This is a genomic window from Streptomyces sp. NBC_00203, from assembly GCF_045206325.1.
GTDB classification, from domain to species: domain Bacteria; phylum Actinomycetota; class Actinomycetes; order Streptomycetales; family Streptomycetaceae; genus Streptomyces; species Streptomyces lutosisoli.
Genome location: NZ_CP108126.1, coordinates 7,830,009 through 7,855,812, shown reverse-complemented (window position 1 = coordinate 7,855,812; position 25,804 = coordinate 7,830,009). Strand labels below are relative to the sequence as shown.

Sequence of the window (25,804 nt, the reverse complement as noted above, 5' to 3'; positions counted from 1 at the left end):
TCGGTGCGCACGCGGAAGCTGACGTCGGCGTTTGGAAGCACGCACCGCTCGACATCCACGGGGCGGAAGTGCCGTTCGCCGTCGGTGCGGCGGGAACGGCGCCCAGCCTCCGCACGGCGAAAGCAGCGGTCCCCAGCGGCTCCGTAGGAGTCGAGCCGCCACGCGACGCCGCGCCCGGACGAACGCTTCCCCCAGGGCACCCCACTCGCCCACCCCTGAGCGAGTCCCCGCACCAGCGCCGGGCACCCGCTCGCCGAACCCGAGCCGCCCCACCCCACCCCCGTCCCCGCACTCACACGTCCTCCCCCGCACCCTGCCGACCGCCGTCCCGGCGCGCCCGTGGCCGACCGCTCGTGCCCTCGGCCGCGCGCCCCGGTCCGTCCCCGGCGGGCGGGACCTCGTCGGTGGGCCTGCGTCGGCGATCGCTCGGTGTCCCGGGGCCGCGGCGGCGATCGCTCGGTGTCCCGGGGCCGCGGCGGCTCGGACGCACTCCGCCGTTCCCTGCCGGGCGCGGCCGGCGTCGGCGCCGGGTGGCAGATCCGGCACCGTGCAGCCGGGGACCGGGTGTCGGTTCTGCCGATGTGAGCGGCGCCGTGAGTTCGGTGGGCTGCTCCAGATCCGCCGGGGCACGGCCGGTGCGCTCCGCGCGCAGGCAGCGGCGGATGGACTCCGGGTCCAGGCCCTCGTTGCACGCCTGGTGCAGGAGGCGGGCGAAGAGGTAGTCGGGATCGGCGCCGAGCGCCATGGCGAGGGCCTCTCGGGCCTCCAGTTCGTCCCCCGTGGACCAGGCGACCCACCCGGCGAGCGTGAGGGGCGCGGCGGCGTGCTCGCGGTAGGGGCCGACGCAGCGGCGGGACAGGGCCCGCCACAGACGCAGGGCCGGGACGGCCTCGTCGCCTTCCATCCACTCCGCGGCGCGGTCACGGGTGGTGCGGTCCTGGAGGCCGAGAATCAGCGTGGCGGCCTCCTCGTGTTCCAGGAGTCCGTCGTCGCGCAGGTCGGCCGGACGTGTGCCGGACACCGGTGGAGCGTCGGCGAGGCGTCCGATGATCCGCCGGGCCAGTTCGAGGGCCTCCTCCGCCACCTCCGCGCGGCTCTCGCCGTCCAGGATCCTCGGGACCAGAGCCATGCTCGCCATGTCGAGCGCGACCTCCTGCTCCTGCGCGGCCGCCGACTCCCAGGGAAGGAGCCTGGCCGTCAGTTCCCGCAGGGATCCGCGTACCTGAAGGCCCGCATAGGTCGCGGCGGCGGCCAGGACGGACGTCCCGGGCAGCCCCATCGACTCGCCCTCCGGCGGACAGCACCCCTGGCCCGGGCAGGTGTACGACCAGAAGCGGCCGTCGGAGATGCAGAGCGCCTCGATCACCGGGACGTCGAGGCGGCCGCATGCCGTGCGCAGCAACTGCGCGAGCGGGCGCAGACGCTCCATGACCTCCCGTCCCGATTCACCGCTGCCCGGTTCCTGGCAGAGGTAGGCGACCATGCTCTCGGGCCGGGAGCCTCTGCGCTCGCTTCCCTTCACAAGCCCCTGCGCCAACTGCTCGGCCACGGACGGCCAGTCCTCCGCGTGGGCGGGGATACCGAGCCGCGCACGGCCGCCGAACCGGCCGCGCCGCTCCCGGTCGTGCAGGGCGACCAGCACGATGCTGTCCTCGGGCCGGTACCCGAGCAAGTAGGGAAGCGCGTCGGCCAGTTCGGCCGGTGTGCGCAGGGTGACCTGATGTTCGCCGCCGGGAACTCCCGCACCTCCGGGAGTGCCCGGCGTGCCGGTGACACCGTGCCCCGCGCACGCGGTGTACTCGCCCTGGCCGGAATGCCCGCCGGGCAGCTCGTGCTCCTCGTCCCGGGACCGACCGCCTGGCCCCCTCTGCCCGTGGCGCTCCCCGCCTCCGCCGTACATGTCATGCCCTTCATGCCCGCCGAGCCCGCAGATGTCCTCGTCGCCGGACCTGCCGGCCGCTTCGTCGTGATTCGTCATGCCGTGACCATCCCGCGGATCACGAAATTCCGCTTCGGCCTGTGGATAACTCCGACCATGACCACGACAGAACTTGTCCACAGTTCGACGGGCACGTTCGCGCGATGTCCGACCCATCGGGTTGCATGGGGCCATGACCAACGAAGACCCGCGACCCACGGCCACCGAAAACCTGCGCAACGCGGTCGACGACGACCTGCGTACCGCGGCCGATGCCGTACTGGCCCGCCTCGTCGGCGCCCGGTCGGGCGAGGCCCGGCTGCGCGAGGACCAGTGGCGCGCCATCGAGGCGCTGGTGGCCGACAAGCGCAGAGCCCTGGTCGTTCAGCGCACGGGCTGGGGCAAGTCCGCGGTGTACTTCGTCGCGACCGCGCTGCTGCGCGAGCGGGGCGCCGGACCCACGGTGATCGTCTCACCGCTGCTCGCGCTCATGCGCAACCAGGTGGAGGCGGCCGCCCGCGCCGGAATCCACGCGCGGACGATCAACTCCTCCAACACGGAGGAGTGGGAGACGATCCAGGCCGAGGTCGCCGCCGGCGAGGTCGACGTTCTCCTGGTGAGCCCGGAGCGGCTCAACAATCCCGACTTCCGCGACCAGGTGCTACCCAAGCTGGCCGCGGCGACCGGCCTGCTCGTGGTCGACGAGGCGCACTGCATCTCCGACTGGGGCCACGACTTCCGGCCGGACTACCGCCGGCTGCGCACGATGCTCGCCGACCTCCCGCCCGGTGTCCCGGTCCTCGCCACCACCGCGACGGCCAACGCGCGCGTGACGGCCGACGTGGCCGAGCAGCTGGGCACCGGAGCCAGCACGGACGCGCTCGTCCTGCGCGGTCCGCTGGACCGGGAGAGCCTGAGCCTCGGCGTGCTGCGGCTGCCCGACGCCGCCCACCGGATGGCCTGGCTGGGCGAGCACCTGAACGACCTGCCGGGCTCGGGCATCATCTATACGCTCACGGTGGCCGCCGCCGAGGAGGTCACCGCGTTCCTTCGCCAGAGCGGGTACACGGTGGCGTCGTACACCGGGAAGACGGAGAACGCGGACCGCCAGCAGGCCGAGGAGGACCTGCTCGCCAACCGCGTCAAGGCCCTGGTCGCCACGTCCGCGCTGGGCATGGGCTTCGACAAGCCCGACCTCGGATTCGTGGTGCACCTGGGCTCGCCCTCCTCCCCCATCGCGTACTACCAGCAGGTGGGGCGCGCGGGCCGCGGTGTGGAACACGCCGAGGTGCTGCTCCTGCCGGGCAAGGAGGACCAGGCGATCTGGGAGTACTTCGCGTCGATCGCCTTCCCTCCGGAGGAGCAGGTGCGCCGCACACTGGACGCCCTGGCCCGGGCCGGCCGGCCGCTCTCGCTCCCCGCCCTCGAGCCGCTCGTGGAGCTGCGCAGGTCCCGTCTGGAGACCATGCTCAAGGTGCTCGACGTGGACGGGGCGGTGCACCGGGTCCAGGGCGGCTGGATCTCCACGGGCACTCCGTGGACGTACGACACCGAGCGCTATGCCTGGGTCGCCAAGCAGCGGGCGGCCGAGCAGCAGGCGATGCGGGACTACGTCACGACGACCGGCTGCCGGATGGAGTTCCTGCGGCGGCAGCTGGACGACGAGGGGGCGACGGCGTGCGGGCGCTGCGACAACTGCGCGGGAGCGCGGTTCGAGGCGTCCGTGTCCCCCGCGGCACTGGAGGCGGCCAACGGCGAGCTCGGCCGTGCGGGCGTCGACGTCGAGCCCCGGAAGATGTGGCCGACGGGGTTGCCCGCGGTCGGCATCGAGCTGAAGGGACGTATCCCGGCCGGCGAACAGGCCGCTCCGGGGCGCGCTTTGGGTCGACTCTCGGACATCGGCTGGGGCAACCGGCTGCGACCGATGCTCGCACCCCAGGCCCCGGACGGACCCGTACCGGACGATGTCTCCAAGGCCGTGGTCGGTGTGCTGACCGACTGGGCGAAGGGACCCGGCGGCTGGGCCTCGGGACAGCCCGACGCGCAGCCGCGCCCGGTCGGCGTGGTGACCGTGGCTTCCCGTACGCGGCCACAGCTGATCCAGTCCCTCGGTGCCCGGATCGCGGAGATCGGCCGGCTGCCGCTGCTGGGGTCCGTGGAATACGTCGGCGAGGCGTCACCGATTTCCCGGAGCAACAGCGCCCAGCGGCTGAAGGCTCTCGACGGGGCGCTGACCGTCCCGCCGGAACTGGCCGCCGCTTTGAAAGAAGCGGGCGGTCCCGTACTGCTCGTGGATGACGCGACGGAGACCGGATGGACACTCGCCGTGGCCGCGCGCATGCTTCGCCGAGCCGGTGCGCAGGGGGTGTTGCCGCTGGTCCTCGCCGTGCAAGCGTGACTCACGCATCGCTGGGCGAAACACTGGGCAGGGATATAGGCGACGCATCGCCTGAAAACGGTCTGTGGCCCCAATTGCTCGTTGCCGCAACCAAGTTCGACAGGAAGAATTGAAGTCCGCTCCCCGCACGGCTCGCCCGTGGTCCGGTAGGGCTCTGCTGCGGCGTGCGCTCCCCCAAGTCCGACCCCGCCCGCAGTGTGGGCGCGTAGCCGAAGGGAGGACCGTGACCTTCGGATTCGCTCCGTCCTCGGCGGCATCCATGTCGACGTCTGCCGACCTGTCCGCCGCTTCCGCCAACCCACTGGCCCGGATGCTCGAACCCGCCGAGTGGGCCTCCGCCGGGATTCCGCTGCTGCGCAATCCCCGGGAGGTCGTCAGCGGACTGCACGCCCGGCACCGGCCCAGGCCCTCGACCGCGGTCGTGGCTGTCCTCGATCCGGACGAGCGGCTGGCGGCGAGTGCCTCATTCATCCGGCGTCCGGCTCCGGCCGACGGCTGGATGTTCCGCAACGCGCTGCTCGCACAGCTGCGCCGGGTCATCCCGCACGACCTGCGGCGCCGCACCCCGGTGCGTACGGCGGTGCTGCTCTACTGCCGTGACGGCGACGCGCGTTGGACGGAGGAGGACGGGGCGTGGATGTGGGGGCTGCGGGACGCCTGCACCCTCCACGGGCTGCGCTGCGGGGCGTACATCACCCTGACGCGTGACGGCTGGCAGGTCCTCGGCGAGGGCCGCGGCGGACGCCGCCCCAACGCGGACTCACCGCCGGAGTTCTTCACGGGCGAGGCGCTGCCACCGCTGCCACGCACCGGAGGCGTCGCGTCGGAGGTACTGCGCCGGGCAGCCGCCCGCTGAGACGCCACCCCTGAGTCGCTGAACCAACCGGTGGAGAGCGCGGACCACGCATCCCACCTGCACGGCCGTGCCCACCGCACACCGGGCAGCCGGGCAGCCGGGCAGCCGGGCAGCCGGGACATGCAAGCGTGAGATGACCCAGCAGTGGTTCAGCGATCGACGGGGCACCGCCACGCAATGGCCCGCTCCAGGGACGTACGACAGACGTACGGCACAGGCGACGGACTACGACACACGCGAGGGGTGTGCGGCAAAACACCACCCCCCTCGTACGGGGATGCGGGACGCGCCACAGGCAGGCCGAAACGCCCGCCGTGCAGGTGCCGCCGCAGCGGCACCCTCAGCGTCCCCCCGAACGGATCCCGGACGGCGTCCGGAACCGGCTCAGACCCCCGCGCCCAGCACCGAGTTGATCTGCTGCGGGTCGCCGCAGACGATCAGCAGGGCGCCGGCCCGGCCGAGGGCCAGTGGCAGCGCGGTGGCGGCGGCAGTGTCGGGACCACCGTTGACGGCGACCACGACCACGGGACGGGACGCGGCCCGGCCCGCCACGGAGGCGTCGGCGTAGAAGACGTCGTCGCCCGAGTCGTGCTGCGCCCAGTACGCGGCCTCGCCGAAGGAGAGCTCGTGCGCGGCCCACGGGTGCGGTTCGCCGGTGGTGATCACCAGCACCTCACCGGGCGCGCGGCCCGACTCCAGCAGCAGGTCGACGGCTTCTTCGGCGGCGTCCAGCGCACCCTCGGCCGAAGCCGGGATCAGCTGGATCTGCGGGGTGGCGGCAGCGGGTGCGGCCGCCGGGGCGGAGGGTCCCGGCGAGGCCGCGACCGGCTCACGCGGGGTGCGTTGGGCCGGCATCGGCCGGACAGGACCCGGACGGCCGGGACGCGGCGGAGCCGCGGGACGGGGGCCGGGTACGGGACGGGGGGTCGGCGCGATGCGGCCACTGGCCGGAGTTGCGCGGGGACCCTGGGCACTCTCGTGAATCTGAGGCTCCTCGGGAATGAGAGGCATGAGCTGATATTTATCAAACGCCGGTGCGACTCGCGTCGGCGGGTGGCACATGAGTGCGAGCGGAACCGTCAGAAATCGAAGCCGAGCTGGCCCTCGATCTCCGGAACGTTTCCGTTCGCCCAGCTGCGGACCTTCTTGAGGTGCCGCCACTGGGGCAGCGCATCAAGATACGCCCACGACAACCGGTGGTACGGGGTGGGGCCCCGCTCCTCCAGCGCGGCCTTGTGGACCGGCGACGGGTACCCGGCGTTGGCCGCAAAACCGAATTCTGCATGGTCGATGCCCAGTTCGGCCATCATTTTGTCGCGCTGAACCTTGGCGATCACCGAAGCCGCCGCGACGGCGACGCAGGACTGATCGCCCTTGATCACCGTACGGACCTGCCAGGGAGCACCGAGATAGTCGTGCTTCCCGTCGAGGATCACCGCGTCGGGACGGACCGGCAGCGCTTCCAGCGCACGCACGGCCGCCAGTCGCAGCGCGGCCGTCATCCCCAGGTCGTCGATCTCCTCCGGAGAGGCATGACCCAGGGCGTACGACGTCACCCACTTCTCCAACTCCGCGGCGAGCGCGGTACGCCGCTTGACGGTCAGCAGCTTGGAGTCGGTGAGCCCTTCCGGCGGACGGCGCAGTCCTGTGACGGCGGCGCAGACGGTGACAGGGCCGGCCCACGCGCCGCGGCCCACCTCGTCGACACCGGCAATGATCTTCGCTCCGGTCGTGGCGCGGAGGGAGCGCTCGACGGTGTGGGTCGGTGGTTCGTACGGCATGGCGACCTCAGCCTACGCCGCCCGAAGGCCCTCGCGACACCCCGGTTTCCCCGAGCGACCGGGGTGCTGGCATCCGGGTCCACCAGGGTGTCCGCGTCGGGGTCCGTCACGGTGTCCGCGTCGGGGCCCGTCAGGGTGTCCGCGGCAGGGTCGACCAGAGCGTCCGCACGAGGGTCGATCAGGCGACCCCCTGCCGGAGCAGCGGGACCATCAACTGGTCGATCATCTCCTCCAGGTCTCGCTCGCTCCATTCGCTCGCGCACACCTTGGAGCGATACATCATCATCGCCGGAATGGCGTCGAAGACGTAGGCGTTCGCGGCGTCGGGACGCACCTCTCCCCTTTCGATTCCACGGTCGATGACCTCTCGCAGCAGATGCATGGTGGGCTCGACGACCCCGCCGAGGATCACCCGGTGAAAGCGCTCGGCCTGAGCCACATCGCATTCGTGAAGCACTGAACGCAGCGCGAATCCGGGCTGCGAGTACATCGCCTCACGCACCCGCCGGCACAGTTCCAGCAGGTCCTCCCGGACACTCCCGAGGTCGGGCGCCTCCTCCGGGCTCGGCAGTCCGGCCTGGAGCGCGTCCGCGACGAGGTCCTCCTTGGACGGCCAGCGGCGGTAGACCGCGGCCTTGCCGGTCTGGGCACGCGCGGCGACGCCTTCCATCGTGAGGCCGTTCCAACCGACCGTGCCGAGCTGTTCCAGCGCGGCGTCGAGGATCGCGCGCTCGAGTACGGCACCGCGTCGGCGCGAGGAGGCCGTCTGAGCGGGGGCGGCCGTCCAACGCGAAGTAACCATCTGACTGTCTCCGTTGTGCAGGGGAGCGGGATTTTCGGGGAGAGAAGAGCGGTCGAGTTGACGCCATGCGGCAGCGACTTCAGTGAACGCTTGCGTTCACTGTCGGGGACTCACTACCGTTGACGCGGCAGTGAACGCGAGCGTTCACTAACGCACTTGTGGGGGACCCATAGTGACAACCTCTCAGTTGATTCAGGACCCAGAGCGCCCGAAGTCGGGAGTGGCCCGCCGGGAGGGGCATCCCGGCATCGCACTCACCGTCATCGCGGCCTGCCAACTCATGGTGGTACTCGACGCGACGATTGTGAACATCGCGCTCCCGCACATTCAAGACGCGCTCAAGTTCAGTACGACCGACCTGACGTGGGTGGTCAGCGCGTACACCCTCACCTTCGGTGGCCTGCTGCTTCTCGGCGCCCGAGCCGGTGACATCCTCGGTCGGCGCCGGGTCTTCATGACCGGCATCCTGCTGTTCACCTTCGCCTCGCTGCTCGGCGGACTCGCCCAGGAACCGTGGCAGTTGCTGGCCGCGCGTGCCCTGCAGGGCGTTGGTGGCGCGATCGCGTCGCCCACTTCGCTGGCGCTCATCACCACCACATTCCCCGAGGGCCCTGAGCGGAACCGGGCGTTCGCCGTCTTCGCCACGGTCTCGGCCGGCGGTGGAGCGATCGGTCTGCTCGCCGGCGGCATGCTCACCGAGTGGCTCGACTGGCGTTGGGTCCTCTTCGTCAACGTACCCATCGGGGTGCTGATCGCCGTACTCACGCCGATGTACATCAGCGAGTCCGAACGCCACCCCGGGCGCTTCGACATCGCGGGTGCGCTCACCTCGACGGCCGGAATGGCGTCCCTGGTGTACGGCTTCATCCGCGCCTCGGAAGACGGTTGGCGGGACAGCGTCACGATCGGGTCGTTCGGCGCGGCCGTGGTGCTGCTGGTGGCCTTCGGGGTCATCGAGAGGCGGGCCAAGGAGCCCATCACACCGCTGAAGATGTTCGCCGACCGCAACCGCTCGGGCACGTATGTGATCATGCTGAGCCTGGCGGCGGCGATGTTCGGCATGTTCTTCTACATCGTGCTCTTCGTGCAGAACGTACTGGGGTACAGCCCGATCTCGGCCGGTGTGGCCTTCCTCCCGGTGACGGTCGCGATCGCGGTCGGCGCGGGTCTGTCGCAGCGGTTCCTGCCGGTGCTCGGCCCCAAGCCGTTCATGCTCGTCGGCTCGACGCTCGTCGCACTCGGGCTCGGCTGGCAGACGTTCATCAGCCCTGACAGCTCGTACGTCGGCGGAGTGCTCGGCCCGATGCTGCTGTTCGGCTTCGGCATGGGCCTGAACTTCGTGACGCTGACGGTCACCGCGGTCTCGGGTGTCGCCCAGCACGAGGCGGGCGCGGCCTCGGGTCTGCTCAATGTCACGCAGCAGGTGGGCGGTTCGCTCGGCCTCTCCATCCTCACCACGGTCTTCGGTTCGGCCAGCCGTGACGAGGCGGAGAAGCAGATGCCCAAGTTCCTGACGGACGGCTCGCCCGAACAGAAGGCGGAATTCGCCAAGACCCACCAGCTGCCCGCTCCTTGGGGTCACCAGGTGCTCGCCGAGGGCATCTCGACGGCCTTCATTCCGGCGGCCGCCATGGCCCTGCTGGCCCTGATCACGGCCGTGCTGGTGATCCGGGTCCGCAAGAGCGACCTGGACGCCCTCGCCGGCACGGCAGGCCCTGCCGGGGGCTGACGACGACACCGCGGAGGCCGGACCGGGTCCGGGAGAACCTGACGGCGAGGGAGGCCGGTCCGGCCATCCGCAGGACGATCGGAGAGCGGCGGGCTCCCTCGGCACCGCCTGTACGTGATGCGCACGACGACCAGGCCGAGCCAGAGCCCCACGGCGTCCCGTCGGCGCACGCCCGTCATGATCCACAGACGGCGTGACGGACAGGGAGCCCCTGGGGCACGGCGCCCCAGGGAGTGCCGCCGACCGTGCTGTGGCAGGCCCGCGGCAGAGACCCAGGCCGCACGCGTCGCCGCCCCTGAGACGGCTGCGGGGACCTCTGCCGGGGTTTCCCCGGATCCCCGACCCTGGGGCCGCCTGAAGCGCCGTACGGCCGCCCTGGGAGCCCCTCGGGCCGTACGCGCCTAGGCGCCGCTCGTCGTACGCCCGTACGCGGGACCCGGCATCCAGTCCGGCAGCCTCTCCGTACGCTCCAGCCACGCACTCGGAGGCGCCCCCGCCTTCGCGGCGGCGACCACGCCGCCCACGATGGCGCAGGTCGTGTCCACGTCGCCGCCGACCTGGGCGGTGGCCCAGAAACCCTCTTCGTAGTCACCAAGGGCCCGGGCGGCCGACCAGAGCGCGAACGGCACGGTGTCGTGGGCCGACGTACGCCGTCCACAGCCCAGTACGGCGGCCACAGTCGCGGTGTCCCCGTAGTCGAGCATGTCCCGGGCGCGCCGCAGCCCGGCTCCGACGGCGCTGCGCGGTACGAGCGCGATGACGCCGTCCAGGAGCGCCTCGGCGCTCGGCGGCCCCGCCGGGTCGGCCGCCAGCGCGGCGGCCGCGGCGACGGCCATGGCGCCGACCACGGCCTCGCGGTGCTGGTGCGTGGGGTACGCCGAGATCTCCGCCTGGTGCGTCGCCTGCTCCGGGTCGTCCGCGTACCAGGCCCCCAAGGGGGCGATCCGCATCGCGGCGCCGTTGCCCCACGAGCCCTGGCCCTTGAAGAGGGCGGATGCCAGCTCGCGCCAGTCGCCACCTTCCCGGATCTGCCGCAGCAGGCGGTTGACCGCGGGCCCGTAGCCCCGGTCGAAGTCGTGGTGCTCGGCGAACGAGTGGGCCAGTTCATCCTGGTCGATGCGGTGGTGCGCGGCCAAAACGGCCACTACGGAGCAGGCCATTTCGGTGTCGTCGGTCCATTGCCAGGAATGGGGCGGCAGCTCACGGCTCTTCAGCAGCGGGTAGTTCGCGGGCACGAAGTACTGCGAGCCCAGCGCGTCTCCCACCGCGAGTCCGCGCAGGCTGGCCAGGGCGCGGTCCAAGCGCCTGTCGGGTGAGGAGTCAGCGGTCATCGCCCTGCCACTCTATCCGGTGACTCCGTACGATTCCGGATCACGCCATTGCTCGAAAGGCCGGTCAAGCGTGTACCTGCCGTCCTCCCCCAGAACGAGCATTCGCGTCTCTCCGTTCCCAGGGTTCGACAGCGATTCGAATTCCGCGACCGTCCAGTGGAACCAGCGCATGCAGAACAGCCGCATGGCCAGGCCGTGGGTCACCAGGAGCACGTTCGGCGGGTGGTCGGGGGCCTCGAAGCTCCGGTACAGGCTCTCCAGGAAGCCGCCCACCCGGTCGTACACGTCGGCACCGGACTCGCCCTGCGCGAAGCGGTAGAAGAAGTGCCCGTACGCGTCGCGGTACGCCTTCTGGAGGCGTACGTCGTCGCGGTCCTGCCAGTTGCCCCAGTCCTGCTCGCGCAGTCGCGGCTCCTCGCGCACCCGTACGAGTTCGGGGTCGAGGTGGAAGGCGCGGAACGTCTGGTGGGTGCGGCGGTACGGGGACACGTAAACGCTTACGCGCTCCCGTCCGAAGATCTCCCGCAGCTGTTTGCCCGTGTCCTCCGCCTGCTGCCACCCCTTCTCGGTGAGCGCCAGAGCGTGGTCGGGCTCGCGTTCGTACACGGTGTCATCGGCATTGCCCGCCGACTCGCCGTGCCGGACAAGGACGATGCGCCGTGGTCGAGCCATGCCAAGACCCTAGATCGTGTGAGGGCCGATCGAGCACTCGTACGGGCTCCATACGGCGTAGGTCACACGGTTCTTGCTCACGGGAACCACCGCGGACGGCCCCCTCAGACCGTCCAGCTGGGCTCCAGTTCCACGATGTCGCCCGCGAGGGCCGCGACGTCGGCCTCGATCTGGGCGCGCAGCGCGAGGCGTTCCACTCGCTCGGCGCGGTACTTGCCGTGCTCCGCGGCCGACTGCCACATGGACAGGATCAGGAACTCATGGCCGGGCGCCTCACCGAACAGGCCCCGCACCATGCCGGGCGAGCCCGCCATCGCGGGGTTCCAGACCTTCTCCTGCATCAGCGCGAAGTGCTCCGCCCGCTCCTCGTGGATCCGGCAGTGGGCCACACGTACCAGGTCGGCGTCCGTGAAGCGCGGCTCGAAGCCGGTTTTCACGTCGAAACGGTGATCGAACAGCTTGACCTGCGAGTCCTTGAAGGTGCCCGACTGCGCGGCGGCGAGCCGGTCGTGGGAGCGGGCCATGAAGGAGTCGTAGAAGGCACGGCTTTCCCAGAAGGCGAAGATGTGCGCGACGCCGGACCGCCCCCGGCTCCATCCCCCGCCCTGTCCCCGGAAACCCGGCTCCCCCAGAAGCCCCGCCCACTTTCGCTGCCCCCGCTCGAAACCGCGGCGGTCGACCACGGTGCAGCGAATCCACTTGACCAGCACCGCGCCATCGTAAGGCCACGGAGCGTGGCGCCGGTCACGCTCCGGCGGAGTACATCCGCGCGAGCGCCCCGGCGCGCGTGGCACGATGGACAACCGGCCCTGATCGCAGGGTAGTTGGGCCAGGCAGCACATGGGGAACGGGGAGGGGAGATCTGGTGAACGGTCTCAACAAGGGAATCCGCAAGGTTGAGTTGGCGGTGAAGTGGGATCCGAGTCCTGTCGGTGAGCCCGCGACCGATCTCGACATCATCGCGGCGACCTATCTGTCGGCCGACCCGAACGAAAAGCCGGTCTACGTAGTGCACTTCGACAGCCGCTCACCGGACGGCACCATCTATCTGAACCGGGACAGCAAGGACGGCAAGGGCTTCGGCTGGGACGAGGTCATGACGCTGGAGCTGGACCGCCTGAACAGCCGCTACGCGCGCGTGGTGGTCGGCGTCCTCATCCAACAGCGCGCCGGCCACAAAACGTTCGTGGGTGTGCTCAATCCGGGCTTTCGCATGCGTGAGGGCTACACCGTCCTGGCGGAGGACAACTTCGGCGACGTCCTGGGAGCGACGGCCGCTACGGTCGGGGAGTTCGTACGCGACGACTCCGAAGAGTGGACTTTCCACCCCGGCATCCACGGCTACGACACGGACCCGGCGACCTTCGCCAGGGTCATGGGCAACCCTTCGGAAGCCTGAAATCGCATTCCCTAGCGACCCCACCGAAACGGGCCTCTCCTTAGGACCGCGATAACGCTGAAGGGCGGCACGGCCGGTGGCCGTGCCGCCCTTCGGGGCTTCAGGTGATTCTCCCCGGGTTGCTGGACATGCGCGTGCCCTGGGCCGGAAAACGGAGAGGGCGGTGGAGCCCGGATATCAGCTCCACCGCCCTGACCAGCTGGTTCATCCGCCTAGCAGGCGTCCGACATCAGCTGCAACCGCTGGTCGACCCGCACCCTTCGCAGATGTAGCAGGAACCGGCCCGCTGCATCTTCGTGCCGCAGGAGAAGCACAGGGGGGCGTCCGCCTGGATGCCCAGCTGCATCTCCACCAGTTCGGCACTGGTGTGGGCCTGCTTCGGGGCGGGCTCGGCCGCCTCGACCTCGGCCTTGGGGGTGGCGACGGCCTTCAGCTCCTGCGCACGGGGCGCGGACTGGGCCAGACCCTCGACGTCGACGTCGACATCGTCGAGAGACGGCTCGTACGAACCGGTCTCCAGGTGACGCTGACGCTCCTCGGCGGAGTGGATGCCGAGCGCGGAGCGCGTCTCGAAGGGCAGGAAGTCCAGCGCCAGGCGACGGAAGATGTAGTCGACGATCGACTGCGCCATCCGCACGTCCGGGTCGTCCGTCATGCCGGCCGGCTCGAAGCGCATGTTCGTGAACTTCGAGACGTACGTCTCCAGAGGCACGCCGTACTGCAGACCCACCGAGACGGCGATCGAGAAGGCGTCCATCATGCCCGCGAGGGTGGAGCCCTGCTTCGACATCTTCAGGAAGACCTCGCCGAGACCGTCGTCCGGGTAGGAGTTGGCGGTCATGTAGCCCTCGGCGCCGCCCACCGTGAAGGAGGTGGTGATGCCGGGACGGCCCTTGGGGAGGCGCTTGCGGACCGGGCGGTACTCGACGACCTTCTCGACCGCGGTACGGATGGTCTCCTCGGCCTTGGCCGTGACCTCGGCCTTCTCCTTCTCCTTGGTCTTCGCGGAGAGGGGCTGGCCGACTTTGCAGTTGTCGCGGTAGATCGCGAGCGCCTTGACGCCCATCTTCCACGCCTCGAAGTAGACCTCTTCGACGTCCTCGACGGTCGCCGTCTCCGGCAGGTTGACCGTCTTGGAGAGCGCGCCGGAGATCCAGGGCTGGATCGCGGCCATCATGCGGACGTGGCCCATCGCGGAGATGGAGCGCTCGCCCATGGCGCAGTCGAAGACCTCGTAGTGCTCGTGCTTGAGGCTCGGCGCGTCGATCACATTGCCGTTCTCGGCGATGTGGGCGACGATCGCCTCGATCTGCTCCTCCTGGTAACCCAGGCGGCGCAGGGCCTGCGGCACGGTGCCGTTGACGATCTGCATCGAGCCGCCGCCGACCAGCTTCTTGAACTTGACCAGCGCGAGGTCGGGCTCAAGGCCGGTGGTGTCGCAGGACATCGCGAGACCGATGGTGCCGGTCGGGGCGATGACCGAGGCCTGCGCGTTGCGGAAGCCGTTCTTCTCACCGAGGTGCAGTACGTCCTGCCAGGCCTCCGTGGCGGCGGCCCAGATCGGCGTGTCCAGGTCGTCCACGCGGACGGCCACGGCGTTGGCGTCGGAGTGCTGCTTCATGACGCGCTGGTGCGGCTGCGCGTTGCGGGCGTAGCCGTCGTAGGCGCCGACGACCGCGGCGAGCTCGGCGGAACGCTTGTACGACGTACCGGTCATCAGCGAGGTGATGGCACCGGCGAGGGCGCGCCCGCCGTCGGAGTCGTAGGCGTGGCCCGTCGCCATCAGGAGGGCGCCGAGGTTGGCGTAACCGATGCCCAGCTGACGGAAGGCGCGGGTGTTCTCGCCGATCTTCTGCGTCGGGAAGTCCGCGAAGCAGATGGAGATGTCCATCGCGGTGATGACCAGCTCGACGACCTTGGCGAAACGCTCGACCTCGAAGGACTGGCGGCCCTTGCCGTCGTCCTTCAGGAACTTCATCAGGTTCAGCGAGGCGAGGTTGCAGGACGTGTTGTCCAGGTGCATGTACTCGCTGCACGGGTTCGAGCCGTTGATGCGGCCGGACTCCGGGCACGTGTGCCACTGGTTGATCGTGTCGTCGTACTGGATGCCCGGGTCGGCGCAGGCCCAGGCGGCCTCGGCCATCTTGCGGAAGAGCGACTTGGCGTCGACCTCCTCGATGACCTCACCGGTCATGCGAGACGTCAGGCCGAACTTGCCGCCCTCCTCGACCGCCTTCATGAACGTGTCGTTCACGCGGACCGAGTTGTTGGCGTTCTGGTACTGGACGGACGTGATGTCGTCGCCGCCCAGGTCCATGTCGAAGCCCGCGTCACGCAGGGCGCGGATCTTCTCCTCCTCCTTGACCTTGGTCTCGATGAAGTCCTCGATGTCGGGGTGGTCGACGTCGAGGATGACCATCTTGGCCGCGCGGCGCGTGGCGCCACCCGACTTGATCGTTCCTGCAGAGGCGTCGGCACCACGCATGAAGGAGACGGGACCCGAGGCGTTGCCACCCGAGGAGAGGAGCTCCTTGGAGGAGCGGATGCGGGAGAGGTTCAGGCCGGCGCCGGAACCGCCCTTGAAGATCATGCCCTCTTCCTTGTACCAGTCGAGGATCGACTCCATGGAGTCGTCGACGGACAGGATGAAGCAGGCGGAGACCTGCTGGGGCTGGGGCGTGCCGACGTTGAACCAGACCGGGCTGTTGAAGCTGAAGATCTGGTGCAGGAGGGCGTACGCGAGCTCGTGCTCGAAGATCTCGGCGTCGGCGGGCGAGGCGAAGTACTTGTAGTCCTCACCGGCCTTCCGGTACGTCTTCACGATGCGGTCGATGAGCTGCCTGAGGCTCACCTCGCGCTGCGGGGTGCCGACAGCACCGCGGAAGTACTTGCTGGTGACGATGTTGACCGCGTTCACCGACCAGAAGCCGGGGAACTCGACGCCACGCTGCTCGAAGTTGATCGAGCCGTCGCGCCAGTTGGTCATGACGACGTCACGGCGCTCCCACTCCACCTCGTCGTACGGGTGCACGCCGGGGGTGGTGTGGATGCGCTCGATGCGCAGTCCCTTGCTGGCCTTGGTTCCGCCCTTGGCGCGGGAACCTCGTGCCGGACCGCTCGCCGTCTCTGTCATGCCGCCTCCCTGTATCGGGCTAAAACGCCCTGAAGTGCCTCGTTCTTCCCGTGGCACGGTGTGTGTCTGATGCTGCGCGCGCCGCTCACGCGGCCCCGCGGAGCAGGTCTGTGGTCGCCACCGACCAGCCGACCCGAGTCGGCCTTCGCGTCAGTCGGCGGCGCTGGCGGGCACGGGGACCTGGACAGCCCCTCCGGACCCGCGGTCGCTTTCCGGGCGCTCCACGTCCGCGACTTCCTCGTCCGCGGCGGGGCGCTGCCTCGTCTCTTCCCTGAGTTCCGTGATGGCGGCCTCGAAGTCCTCGAGCGAGTCGAACGCCCGGTACACGGACGCGAACCGCAGATAGGCGACGAGGTCGAGTTCCTGCAACGGACCGAGTATGGCCAGCCCCACGTCGTGAGTGGTCAGCTCGGCGCTTCCGGTGGCCCGCACCGCCTCCTCGACCCGCTGGCCGAGCTGGGCGAGCGCGTCCTCGGTGACGGGCCGCCCCTGGCATGCCTTGCGCACACCATTGATGACCTTGGTGCGGCTGAAGGGCTCGGTCACGCCGGAGCGCTTGACCACCATCAGCGAACACGTCTCCACGGTCGTGAAACGACGGGAGCAGTCGGGGCACTGGCGGCGCCTGCGGATCGACGTGCCGTCATCGGTCGTACGACTGTCGACGACGCGGCTGTCAGGGTGCCTGCAGAAGGGGCAGTGCATGGCTCCAACCCTCCTTCACAGCACGACTCATAGACCTCGCGAGACCCCTTGGGCCCCTCGAAGCAGCCCCAAGCATAGGCGATGACCGAGGGCCTGAAGACCCGGGGGACCACAACTTCTGGGCTGCTGTTGCAATCCAACCACTAGATGTGGGGATCAGCGCCCAAATTGGCCCACGACGCGCGTGTCGCACGCGTATTGGCATGTGCCGCACGGCCATACCGATCCCGGACACGCGGAGATACCGTGATGGCCGTGCAGACAGGGGGTCGGTACCTGCTTGGCGGGGTGCCGGATGGCAGACTGGGCCGCGGCCCACATGTGCTGGCACGCTCATCGCCCCGGCGGTGAAGAGTACAGCAATGGGTCCTTTTGTCCGCCAGGTGCGTCGCGAGCCATACACCCAGACACATGATCACGTCAGGCAATCCGCGCTTTTTCACTCGAACGTGTGTTTGGCGCAACCTTTCGAAAGCAACTACCGTTGTCCAGCAGGGAGACCATCGAGAGGGGCCGACGTGACCACCACCGCAGACAGTGCCACCATCACTGCCCAGGACCGCTCCCAGGGCCGACTCGAGCCGGTGCATGCGATGAACGAAGCCGTGAATCATGAGGGACCCAAGCGCTCCCTGCCAGGCCGACCTCCAGGCATCCGCGCGGACAGCTCGGGGCTCACAGACCGGCAGCGCCGGGTGATCGAGGTCATCAGGGACTCCGTGCAGCGGCGCGGCTACCCGCCGTCGATGCGCGAGATCGGACAGGCGGTCGGCCTGTCCAGCACCTCCTCGGTCGCGCATCAGCTGATGGCATTGGAGCGCAAGGGCTTTCTGCGCCGCGACCCGCACCGCCCGCGTGCGTACGAGGTCCGGGGCTCCGACCAGTCCTCGGTCCAGCCCACCGACACGGCGGGCAAGCCGGCCGCGTCGTACGTGCCACTCGTCGGCCGTATCGCCGCCGGTGGCCCGATCCTCGCCGAGGAGTCGGTCGAGGACGTCTTCCCCCTCCCCCGCCAGCTGGTCGGTGACGGTGAGCTGTTCGTCCTGAAGGTCGTCGGTGACTCGATGATCGAGGCCGCCATCTGCGACGGGGACTGGGTGACGGTCCGCCGCCAGCCGGTCGCGGAGAACGGCGACATCGTGGCCGCGATGCTGGACGGCGAGGCCACGGTGAAGCGCTTCAAGCGCGAGGACGGGCATGTGTGGCTGCTGCCGCACAACTCCGCGTACCAGCCGATTCCCGGCGACGAGGCGACCATCCTCGGCAAGGTCGTGGCAGTGCTGCGGCGGGTGTAACGACCCGCGAAGGGCGGGACGCACCGCCCCGCCCCTGACCGGGCCCCGGGACCAACTGCGCCGGTTCCGGGGCCCTGCCGCGTCTTCTGCGCCTTCCTGGCGGGGGGCTTTCGGCATGGGGAGTGCGCTTCCGCGGCCGGGGCTTTGGGTGCTGGGGGCTCCCTGGCCGAGGGGTCGGCGTGCGACGCGCCGTGCGCTACCCGGCGGGGCCTTGAACGGGGTGATGCGCTCTCTGGCTGAGGCTTGGGACGTGCGGTTCGCCGCCCTGCGCGCGGCCTGGGCTCACGGGAATTCTGAGCCAGTGTTGCCAGGGGCGCCTGGCAGACCGTGATGACCTGGCTGGGCCGGCGTTGCCCACCGGGCGTGCAACGGAGCGGCCCGTCCCGTGCGAGGGGCGGTGCAGCAACACGTACGGGAACCCTTGAGCGCGGTGCCCGACAGGGGCTGGTGGAGCTGGTGTGCCCAGGCGAAGACGCCGCCGGAAGCACGACCTCCCTCCCAGCACCGGGCCCGTCACCTCACCATCGGCCCGAATACCCTCATACCCTCGCCGTCGACACGGACACTGCGGGCCGCTCCACCCGTGCGGCCTCCGTACGGCCCCGTGACCAGCCCGCCGCCCGTGCGCTCGCCGCCAGGCGCTACGCGTCCTCCGCCTTCCGCGCCGCCTCGTCGATCGCAGCGAGTGACCTGCGGACCTGGTTGCGGTCCGTCGTGTACCAGAAGTCGGGCAAGGACGCCTTCAGATAGCTGCCGTAGCGGGCCGTGGCCAGGCGCTGGTCGAGTACGGCGACCACACCCCGGTCCCCCGTCGCCCGTACCAGGCGGCCGGCGCCCTGGGCCATGAGGAGCGCGGCGTGGGTGGCGGCCACCGCCATGAAGCCATTGCCACCGTTGTCCTCGACCGCCTTCTGGCGGGCGCTCATCAGCGGGTCGTCGGGGCGCGGGAAGGGGATCTTGTCCATGACGACGAGCTGACAGCTGGGGCCCGGGACATCCACGCCCTGCCAGAGCGAGAGCGTGCCGAAGAGGCAGGTCTTGGGATCGGCCGCGAAGTTCTTGATCAGCTCGCCGAGCGTCTCCTCGCCCTGCAGCAGGATCGGGTACTCGGGCATACGCGTCCGCAGCTCCTCGGCCGCGAGCTGGGCCGCCCGCATTGAGGAGAACAGGCCGAGCGTGCGGCCACCGGCGGCCTGGATCAGCTCGGTGAGCTCGTCCAGCATGTCCCCGCGATCGCCGTCCCGCGCGGGGCGCGAAAGGTGCTTGGCGACGTAGAGGATGCCCTGCTTGGGGTAGTCGAAGGGCGAGCCGACGTCGACGCCCTTCCACTGCGGAAGATCCTCGCCCTCTGTGCCCTCCGGGGCGAGCCCCATCGACGCCCCCACGCCGTTGAAGTCGCCGCCGAGCTTCAGCGTCGCGGAGGTCAGGACGACGGACCGGTCGGCGAAGAGCTTCTCCCTGAGGAGCCCGGACACGTTCATGGGAGCCACGCGGAGCGAAGCGCCGAAGCGGTCGTGGCGCTCGTACCAGACGACGTCCCATTCGGAGCCGTTGGTGATGCGCTCCGCCACGTCGTGCACGGTCTCCACCGAGGCCAGGGCCTGCTTGCGTACCGCGTCCTCGTCCTGGACGGACTTGTCGCGTGTGGAACCGAGTGCCGAGATCACCGTACGGGCGGCGTCGCGCAGCGCCATCAAGGCGTACCCGAGGTCCTCCGGGATCTCCTCCAGGCGTCCCGGCAGCGCCAGCTCCATGAGCCGCTCGAAGCCCTCGGCGGCGGTCTGGAGCTGGTCGGCGGCCTTCTCGTTGACGAGCTTCGCGGCGCGCCGGACGGCTCGGTTGACCTGGCCGGGGGTGAGCTCGCCGGTCGCTACACCGGTGACCCGGGAGACCAGCTCATGGGCCTCATCGACGATCAGCACCTCATGCTGCGGGAGGACCGGCGCACCCTCGATGGCGTCGATCGCGAGCAGCGCGTGGTTGGTGACGACGACCTCGGCGAGCTTGGCGCGCTCGCGGGCCATCTCGGCGAAGCACTCCGCTCCGTAGGCGCATTTCGTGGCGCCCAGGCACTCCCGGGACGAGACGGACACCTGGGCCCAGGCACGGTCGGAGACACCCGGCGTGAGGTCGTCGCGGTCGCCGGTCTCGGTCTCGTCCGACCACTCCCGCAGCCGCAGCAGGTCCTGGCCCAGCTTGCTGGTGGGCGCGGCCGCCTCGAACTGGTCGAAGAGGCCCTCCTCCTCTTCCTGCGGCACACCCTCGTGCAGGCGGTGCAGGCACAGATAGTTGGAGCGGCCCTTCAGCATCGCGAACTCGGGGCGGCGGCGCAGCAGCGGATGCAGCGCGTCCACGGTGCGCGGCAGGTCACGCTCCACGAGCTGCCGCTGCAGCGCCAGGGTGGCGGTCGCCACGACCACGCGCTCCCCGTGCGCGAGCGCCGGCACCAGGTAGCCGAGCGACTTTCCGGTGCCGGTGCCCGCCTGGACCAGCAGGTGGGAGCTGTCGTCGATGGCGCCCGCGACGGCTTCGGCCATGGTCACCTGGCCAGGGCGCTCCGTACCGCCGACGGCAGTGACGGCAGCATGCAGGAGTTCGGGGAGTGAGGGCTTTGTCATAGCGCTGCCAGCCTACGGGGCGCCACTGACAATCGAGCGATCAAGGTGGGGCCGACGGACGTGATCAAGACGAGTACGGACCCGGTGATCAAGGCTGGTGGAGGGGGTTCGGGACAGTGCCCTGCACGGCGGCGTGCGGGCGCTCGGGGCGGTCGCGGTAGCCATCGAGGTGCAGCCGATTTCGGTTCAGACACAGGCGCTCGATCCGGGGAGTGAGCAGGTCGAACATCTCGTAGCGCTCCTTGAGCTCGGGAAAGCGCGCCTGATGGCGAATGATCTCCGCTCGGACAAGGGACCAGAAAAGGTCCTCCGGAACGCCCAGTTGCTCCTCGCAGAGCGGTGCGAGATAGCGGAACACTCCGATAAAGAGCCCTGAATGAATGAACTGGGTCAGGAACGCGGGCGGCTCGGTGAGCAGCACGTTCCGTACGTCGTCCGGCATGGAGGCATGCTCGGGCAGGGGCTCCGCGCTCACATTGACGTCGTCCACGAAGTCCTTCACCGCGAGCCGGACCGGTACGTCATGGTCGTCGAAGACAACGATCGCGTTTTCTCCATGTGGGCTGAACACAGTGCCGTACCGATAGAGGCAGTGCAGCAGCGGCGGCAGGAGTGCGGCGAAGAGGCGTCGCAACCAGATCTTCGGAGCCAGTCCCGAGCGAGCGACCAGCTGTGCTGTGAAGGCACGGCCCTCCGGGTCGGTGTACAGAAGCGCGGCCAGCGTGCGGGCACGTTCACCGGGGGCCAGATGGCGGGAGACCGGCTCGCGCCAGATCGCTCCGAGTAGCTCCTTGTACTGATAGGGCACTTCTGGGAGGGCGTCGTACACCGGATGTCCGACGGTCACCGAGGCGACCTCGCCGAGCAGAATCACCCCGCAGGTGTCGCGCAGGAACGGGTCGGCGTCGCGCAGGGCGTGCATCCAGGCGGTGACGGCGGGGGCCGCGAGCGTCCGTTCCGTCGGAAGGCCGCGCCACACCAGGGTGTTGAGGACGGACAGCGGGAGCTTCACGGTGTGCCGGTCCGGGCGCGACACGTTGAGGAACGTACGGACCGACTGCTGAGGCAGGCGCAGATCACCGTCCGAGTGCAGCGGCACGATCGTGTCCGCTGCGACGTGGCGCGCGAAGAGAGGCAGCACGACGTCGTCCCACTGCCAGGGGTGCACGGGCAGATAGAGGTACGACTCCGGCGTGAGCCCGCGCGCGCGGAGTAATCCGTCGAACGACTCCCTGGTGGCGGGGGCGAGTTCGCGCGCGTAGAGGTGTGCGGCGGTGTCGAGGCCGGAGACACCTCGATAGGTGGCGAGCGTGGTGTGCACCGCGATCCACGGTAGGGCCGTCGCCCGGCGTGCCTCGGGTGCCCAGACGGCGGCGTCTCGCGCGGAGAAGCCGAGCCGGCCCTTGTTCAGCACGATCCAGGGGTGCCCGGTCTGATGGCCTTCCAGTTCCGCGTATCCCAGGTCGGCCAGCTCGGCCGCCGCGAGGGCGTTGTGGCCGAGGCGCGCGTCGGCGGCCAGGGTGGTGCTCAGCTCACGGATGACATGGCCGAGCGTCGCTCCGTCGAGTTCCAAGGTGCCTCGGGCACGGGTGAGGAAGCCGACCGGGTCGGTGAAGGGCCGGGGCTCCGCCTCTCCCTCAACGAGGGTGAGCGAGTGGGGGTCCACGCGCCAACCGTCGTACGCGGTACGGCGGGCGCGGAAGGACACGATGCCACCGGCGTCCAGGCGGAGGGTGTACGGAGCGCAGCGGCTGTCGGGCGAAGTCGGTTCTTCCTCCAGGTTCGGGACCGAGGCCGGGGGCGCGGACGGGACTGAGGCAGCCGGGGACGGGAGGGGAGCAGGGGCAGGCGCGGAGGCCGGGGTGAGCGTCCCCTCCGGCTCCACCCCCCGCCCCAGGTCCGGCTCCGGCTCCGGCTCCGGCTCCGGCTCCGGCTCCGGCTCCGGCTCCGGCTCCGGCTGGATGATTCCCTCGTACGCGAACTCGCCGATCATCTTGGCGAGCAGGCGGCGGCCGGCCTGCTCCCACCCGTCTTCGCTCAGCTCAGGTGGGTCGTACAGCGTGGGCGACTCTCCGGAGGCCGGGGTGGCGGATGAATTCGGCACGGGGACTCCTCGACAGGGAACCGGATCGGGACGAGCGGTGTACTAAAAGTGACGGCGCTACAACAGATCGCGCAGGGCCCGGTCTCGGACCATGAGGGCTGCCCGCTTGTCGGGCAGATCGACCTCGGCGGAGAACCGGAAGCCGGCGCTCAGGAAAGCGGAGACGGAGGGAGTGTTGCGAAGGTCGGGTTCCGCGACGACGCGAGCGCATGAGGGGCGCTTGTCCAGTACGTGGTCTGCGACGGCTCGGAGCAGGGTGGAGCCGAGGCCTCGCCCACGATGGGCGACACCGCCGATGAGGAGGTGAATTCCGGTGTCGTGCGGTCGGGCGGGGTAGTGGCGAGCCAGGAGATCGAGATCCGCGCGGTAGATCTCCCAGTAGCTCATCGGGCTGCCATCCAGTACCCCGAGGCAGGGGACGCTGCGTCCGTCGCCGTCGAGCTGGAGGCGCAGATGCTCCTCGGCCACGGACTCGGGCCCCGCCAGGTCCCAGAACTCCGCGACGGCAGGGTCGTTCATCCAGCGAGTGATGAGCGGGAGATCGCGCTCGACCCGCACGGGGACAAGGTGGAAGACGCCCACAGGCGTAAGGGTGGGCCCCCAGCCGCCGACGCGGTCCAGCAGGTCGTCGTCGGCCGGGGCGACGGCAGAGGTCTCCGCCATGCCCCGACGGTCTCCCGAGGCTTCCCCCGTGGCTTCGCGCAGGGCCCGGGCCTGTCCCGTGGTGTCGGCCATGGCCTCTCCCGTGACGTCGCCCATGGCGTCACCCGTGGGCCTGCCCTGTGCCCCGGCTTCCGCGGCGAAGAGCGCGATGAGCTCGTCGGGGAGGCGCAGGTCAAGGGTGTCCTCGCTGTCCGTGCTCGCACCGGAGCCCGAGCTGGGACCCGAGCAGGTCCCTGTGTCGGTGCCGAGTTCGGTGACGGGGGCGGTACCGGCGTCGGTGCTCGCATCGGTGGGAGGCACGGCGACGCTCCTCTCAGGAGACGGGGTGGGTCATGTTCCTCAGGAATGAAGGGGGTTGGAGATGGTGACGTAGACGGACTGGGTGTCGACGGGACCGACCAGCTCGTCGAGGCCGTGCAGCCGGGTCAGCAGGTTGGCCTTGCAGCGCAGGACGGGTGAGTCGAGCAGGTGGGCCGGCAGGGATGTGCGCAGCCGGGCCGGACCGGTGGCCACGTCGGAGAGGAAGCGCCGGAAGGCCGCGAGCAACAGCTCTTCGTCGGCGAGGCGTTGGGAGCCGAACGCGCCCACGAGGCCGAGCACGTTGTTGATGGCGAGGTAGTAGGCGAAGCGCTCGTCGGTGACCTCGTCGGAGACGAACGTGTCGCTGTGTTCGCCGATGCCGGGCAGCCGGGCATCGAGTTCCGCGCGCCGTGACTCGCGGAAGTAGTAGCCCTGGTTGTCGCGGTAGCGGCCGCCCTTGGGCCAGCCTTCGGGGTCCAGCAGGAGCAGGGTGTTCTGCTGGTGTGCCTCCAGAGCGATTCCCGCTTCGCTGTCCAGCCAGAGCACGGGGCGTACGACCTGCTCCAGATAGCGCAGGAACCACTCGGTGGCCACGGCGCCGCGCGGGCGGCCGGTGCGTCCGGCGAGACTGGTGACGATCTCGGTGAGCCGGGACCGAATGAGGGGCCGGCCCTGTGCCGGGCTCCCTGCGCCGGGTTGGGCGTGCGGCCGGGGCGAGACCAGTCCCGCGATGCAGCACACGTCGTCCGTCGGGCTGAACGGGTTGTGGCGGATCATCACGTCGAGCCCGGGCACGGGGCTGCCGTCCGGACCATTGACGGCGAGCCAGGCCGGATCGCGGACGATGTCGAAGCCCGGGTGGGCGGCCTGCCACTGCTTGAACAGGCCGCTGCGCAGCAGACGGTGGACCTCCACGCCACGGTGGAGTTCCTTGCGGAGGTTCTCACGACGGGAGTTGGTGATGCGCAGGCCCAGCGACAGCTTCAGCATCGCGGGGGCGCCGGCGCGGTAGACGGTGCGGACCGAGGAGGTGGGGTGCCATGGGGTGCCCTGCGCGCCGAGGTCCTGGAGCAGCCCGGCGTCCAGCAGCGCCGCGGTCTCGGTACGGTGCCGGACCTCGCGCATCTGCCAGGGGTGCAGCGGCAGGGCGGCAGTGAAACCGCCGGGCAACGACAGCCCACCGCCGGCCAGGCGTGCGGTGAGTTGCTCCGCCGAGACGGGACGACCGCGCTCCGTCCACGCCGAGTCGGCTCCCAGCACCGAGGGGGCGACCGCCATCCAGTGCAGGGGGAAGGAGCCGCGCAATTCGGGTGAGTACAGCCGGGCTTCGGCTTCGGAGAGGCCCTCTCGGCCCTTCGGTGTGGGGTGCAGCGGGTGGCCGAACAGGAGCGCCTGCTCGGCGGCGAGGAAGAGGTCGGGATCATCGGCGGGGTGTTCCCTGCGGTCGCGGAGGAACACGGCGGTGCGCCGGACGGAGTCGGCGACGCGGCCGACGAGGTCGGCTCCGTCACCGGCCGGGCCGTGGAGGGCCCGAGGGTCGACGGTGGCGCCTGCCGGGTCGACGCTGGCGGCTGCCGGGGCGACGGCGGTGGCTGCCGATGCGCCCGCAGCCGCTTGCCGTGCAATCAATGCCGCCACGGTGACCGCGTCGGCGGGCGGCGCCTCGTCAGGGGCGTCGGCGAGGTAGGGAAGGCCGAAGCGGTGCCAGCCGGTGGCGGACCAGTAATGGACAGGGACCAGGAGGGTCGTGCCACTGGCGGAGAGGGGGATGCGGAGGGTGCCGTCGTCAGGAGCGGGCAGGTTGTTCTCCCGTACCCAGCACCGCAGCAGGTTCTCGACGGCCGCCGCCTGGGCCGCGGTCTGCGTGTCGGGATGCTCCAACAGATCGGCGGTGGCGCCGCGCAGCCGCTCGGACTCCCGGGCCCCTTCCTTCTGCCGGGGGACCGATTCGGCGCCCGGCACAAGCGGGGTCTGCGTGCCACGGGCCGCTCGCTCGTGGATCTGGGGAGGGCCGTCGGGTACGGGGGTGGCGTTCACGAGAGTTCCTTGGGGGGCGTTCGGGCTCGTGCGGCGACGAACCGGGGCGGTACTGGCGTGCGC

18 protein-coding genes are annotated in these 25,804 nt (G+C 70.2%); 5 read left to right on the top strand and 13 right to left on the bottom strand.

Annotated features, from left to right (window positions below; translation table 11 throughout):
• Positions 1-292 precede the first annotated feature (292 nt).
• Positions 293-1,978: a DUF4192 domain-containing protein gene (locus tag OG975_RS35055; protein WP_406333321.1), complete on the bottom strand. Its 1,686-nt coding sequence runs from the start codon at positions 1,976-1,978 to the stop codon at positions 293-295.
• Positions 1,979-2,111: 133 nt separating this feature from the next.
• On the opposite strand from OG975_RS35055, the gene OG975_RS35050 reads away from it, so the two are divergent.
• On the top strand, positions 2,112-4,316 hold the full coding sequence (locus tag OG975_RS35050) for a RecQ family ATP-dependent DNA helicase (protein ID WP_406333320.1): 2,205 nt from the start codon (positions 2,112-2,114) through the stop codon (positions 4,314-4,316).
• A gap of 223 nt (positions 4,317-4,539) precedes the next feature.
• Entirely contained in the window at positions 4,540-5,172 is a 633-nt protein-coding gene (locus tag OG975_RS35045) for a hypothetical protein (protein WP_406333319.1), read from the top strand.
• A 384-nt stretch (positions 5,173-5,556) separates the two neighbouring features.
• Here OG975_RS35045 and OG975_RS35040 read toward each other — a convergent pair whose 3' ends face one another.
• The 3 genes from OG975_RS35040 to OG975_RS35030 all read right to left on the bottom strand — a co-directional run bounded on the left by OG975_RS35040 (position 5,557) and on the right by OG975_RS35030 (position 7,755).
• A complete protein-coding gene (locus OG975_RS35040; protein ID WP_406333318.1) occupies positions 5,557-6,183 on the bottom strand; it encodes a hypothetical protein in 627 nt (208 codons plus the stop codon).
• Between the two features lie 68 nt (positions 6,184-6,251).
• The gene (locus OG975_RS35035) at positions 6,252-6,953 is read right to left on the bottom strand and encodes a ribonuclease HII (RefSeq protein ID WP_406333316.1); all 702 of its coding nucleotides are present in this window, start codon (positions 6,951-6,953) and stop codon (positions 6,252-6,254) included.
• Between the two features lie 178 nt (positions 6,954-7,131).
• Positions 7,132-7,755 carry a TetR/AcrR family transcriptional regulator gene (locus OG975_RS35030; RefSeq protein ID WP_406333315.1) on the bottom strand — a complete coding sequence of 208 codons (624 nt, stop codon included), beginning with the start codon at positions 7,753-7,755 and terminating at the stop codon, positions 7,132-7,134.
• 172 nt (positions 7,756-7,927) lie between these two features.
• Here OG975_RS35030 and OG975_RS35025 point away from each other — a divergent pair, with 172 nt between their 5' ends.
• Positions 7,928-9,484, top strand: a complete 1,557-nt coding sequence (locus OG975_RS35025; RefSeq protein WP_406333313.1) for an MFS transporter — start codon at positions 7,928-7,930, stop codon at positions 9,482-9,484.
• Positions 9,485-9,885: 401 nt separating this feature from the next.
• On the opposite strand, the gene OG975_RS35020 is transcribed toward OG975_RS35025, so the two are convergent.
• The 3 genes from OG975_RS35020 to OG975_RS35010 form a co-directional block, all read right to left on the bottom strand.
• Positions 9,886-10,815: an ADP-ribosylglycohydrolase family protein gene (locus OG975_RS35020; protein WP_406333312.1), complete on the bottom strand. Its 930-nt coding sequence runs from the start codon at positions 10,813-10,815 to the stop codon at positions 9,886-9,888.
• Positions 10,816-10,827: 12 nt separating this feature from the next.
• Positions 10,828-11,487 (bottom strand): histidine phosphatase family protein, encoded by a 660-nt coding sequence (locus OG975_RS35015; RefSeq protein WP_406333311.1) that lies wholly within the window; start codon positions 11,485-11,487, stop codon positions 10,828-10,830.
• 104 nt (positions 11,488-11,591) lie between these two features.
• Positions 11,592-12,197: a DUF4937 domain-containing protein gene (locus tag OG975_RS35010; protein ID WP_327432209.1), complete on the bottom strand. Its 606-nt coding sequence runs from the start codon at positions 12,195-12,197 to the stop codon at positions 11,592-11,594.
• Between the two features lie 155 nt (positions 12,198-12,352).
• On the opposite strand from OG975_RS35010, the gene OG975_RS35005 reads away from it, so the two are divergent.
• The gene (locus OG975_RS35005; protein WP_406333310.1) at positions 12,353-12,886 is read left to right on the top strand and encodes a TerD family protein; all 534 of its coding nucleotides are present in this window, start codon (positions 12,353-12,355) and stop codon (positions 12,884-12,886) included.
• Between the two features lie 229 nt (positions 12,887-13,115).
• On the opposite strand, the gene OG975_RS35000 is transcribed toward OG975_RS35005, so the two are convergent.
• The gene (locus OG975_RS35000) at positions 13,116-16,019 is read right to left on the bottom strand and encodes a vitamin B12-dependent ribonucleotide reductase (RefSeq protein WP_406333308.1); all 2,904 of its coding nucleotides are present in this window, start codon (positions 16,017-16,019) and stop codon (positions 13,116-13,118) included.
• A 150-nt stretch (positions 16,020-16,169) separates the two neighbouring features.
• Positions 16,170-16,724, bottom strand: coding sequence for a transcriptional regulator NrdR (gene nrdR / locus OG975_RS34995; protein ID WP_406333307.1), 555 nt, complete (start codon positions 16,722-16,724; stop codon positions 16,170-16,172).
• A gap of 518 nt (positions 16,725-17,242) precedes the next feature.
• Between nrdR and lexA the strand changes: the two genes are divergently transcribed.
• Positions 17,243-18,019, top strand: a complete 777-nt coding sequence (gene lexA / locus OG975_RS34990) for a transcriptional repressor LexA (protein ID WP_189188217.1) — start codon at positions 17,243-17,245, stop codon at positions 18,017-18,019.
• A 641-nt stretch (positions 18,020-18,660) separates the two neighbouring features.
• Here lexA and OG975_RS34985 read toward each other — a convergent pair.
• The 4 genes from OG975_RS34985 to OG975_RS34970 all read right to left on the bottom strand — a co-directional run bounded on the left by OG975_RS34985 (position 18,661) and on the right by OG975_RS34970 (position 25,741).
• Complete coding sequence (locus OG975_RS34985; protein WP_330307734.1) at positions 18,661-20,637, bottom strand: ATP-dependent DNA helicase; 1,977 nt, start codon at positions 20,635-20,637, stop codon at positions 18,661-18,663.
• Positions 20,638-20,725: 88 nt separating this feature from the next.
• Positions 20,726-22,741 (bottom strand): IucA/IucC family protein, encoded by a 2,016-nt coding sequence (locus OG975_RS34980; protein ID WP_406333305.1) that lies wholly within the window; start codon positions 22,739-22,741, stop codon positions 20,726-20,728.
• A 57-nt stretch (positions 22,742-22,798) separates the two neighbouring features.
• Positions 22,799-23,704, bottom strand: coding sequence for a GNAT family N-acetyltransferase (locus tag OG975_RS34975; RefSeq protein WP_406333303.1), 906 nt, complete (start codon positions 23,702-23,704; stop codon positions 22,799-22,801).
• A gap of 39 nt (positions 23,705-23,743) precedes the next feature.
• Positions 23,744-25,741 (bottom strand): IucA/IucC family protein, encoded by a 1,998-nt coding sequence (locus OG975_RS34970; protein ID WP_406333302.1) that lies wholly within the window; start codon positions 25,739-25,741, stop codon positions 23,744-23,746.
• Positions 25,742-25,804: the final 63 nt, after the last annotated feature.

What these genes read in the sequence shown, in the direction of transcription:
- OG975_RS35055 (WP_406333321.1), bottom strand. Translation starts at nt 1,978, where the DNA reads ATGACGAATCACGACGAAGCGGCCGGCAGGTCCGGCGACGAGGACATC.
- OG975_RS35040 (WP_406333318.1), bottom strand. Translation starts at nt 6,183, where the DNA reads ATGCCTCTCATTCCCGAGGAGCCTCAGATTCACGAGAGTGCCCAGGGT.
- nrdR (WP_406333307.1), bottom strand. Translation starts at nt 16,724, where the DNA reads ATGCACTGCCCCTTCTGCAGGCACCCTGACAGCCGCGTCGTCGACAGT.
- OG975_RS35030 (WP_406333315.1), bottom strand. Translation starts at nt 7,755, where the DNA reads ATGGTTACTTCGCGTTGGACGGCCGCCCCCGCTCAGACGGCCTCCTCG.
- OG975_RS35020 (WP_406333312.1), bottom strand. Translation starts at nt 10,815, where the DNA reads ATGACCGCTGACTCCTCACCCGACAGGCGCTTGGACCGCGCCCTGGCC.
- OG975_RS35035 (WP_406333316.1), bottom strand. Translation starts at nt 6,953, where the DNA reads ATGCCGTACGAACCACCGACCCACACCGTCGAGCGCTCCCTCCGCGCC.
- OG975_RS35000 (WP_406333308.1), bottom strand. Translation starts at nt 16,019, where the DNA reads ATGACAGAGACGGCGAGCGGTCCGGCACGAGGTTCCCGCGCCAAGGGC.
- OG975_RS34985 (WP_330307734.1), bottom strand. Translation starts at nt 20,637, where the DNA reads ATGACAAAGCCCTCACTCCCCGAACTCCTGCATGCTGCCGTCACTGCC.
- OG975_RS35050 (WP_406333320.1), top strand. Translation starts at nt 2,112, where the DNA reads ATGACCAACGAAGACCCGCGACCCACGGCCACCGAAAACCTGCGCAAC.
- OG975_RS35015 (WP_406333311.1), bottom strand. Translation starts at nt 11,487, where the DNA reads ATGGCTCGACCACGGCGCATCGTCCTTGTCCGGCACGGCGAGTCGGCG.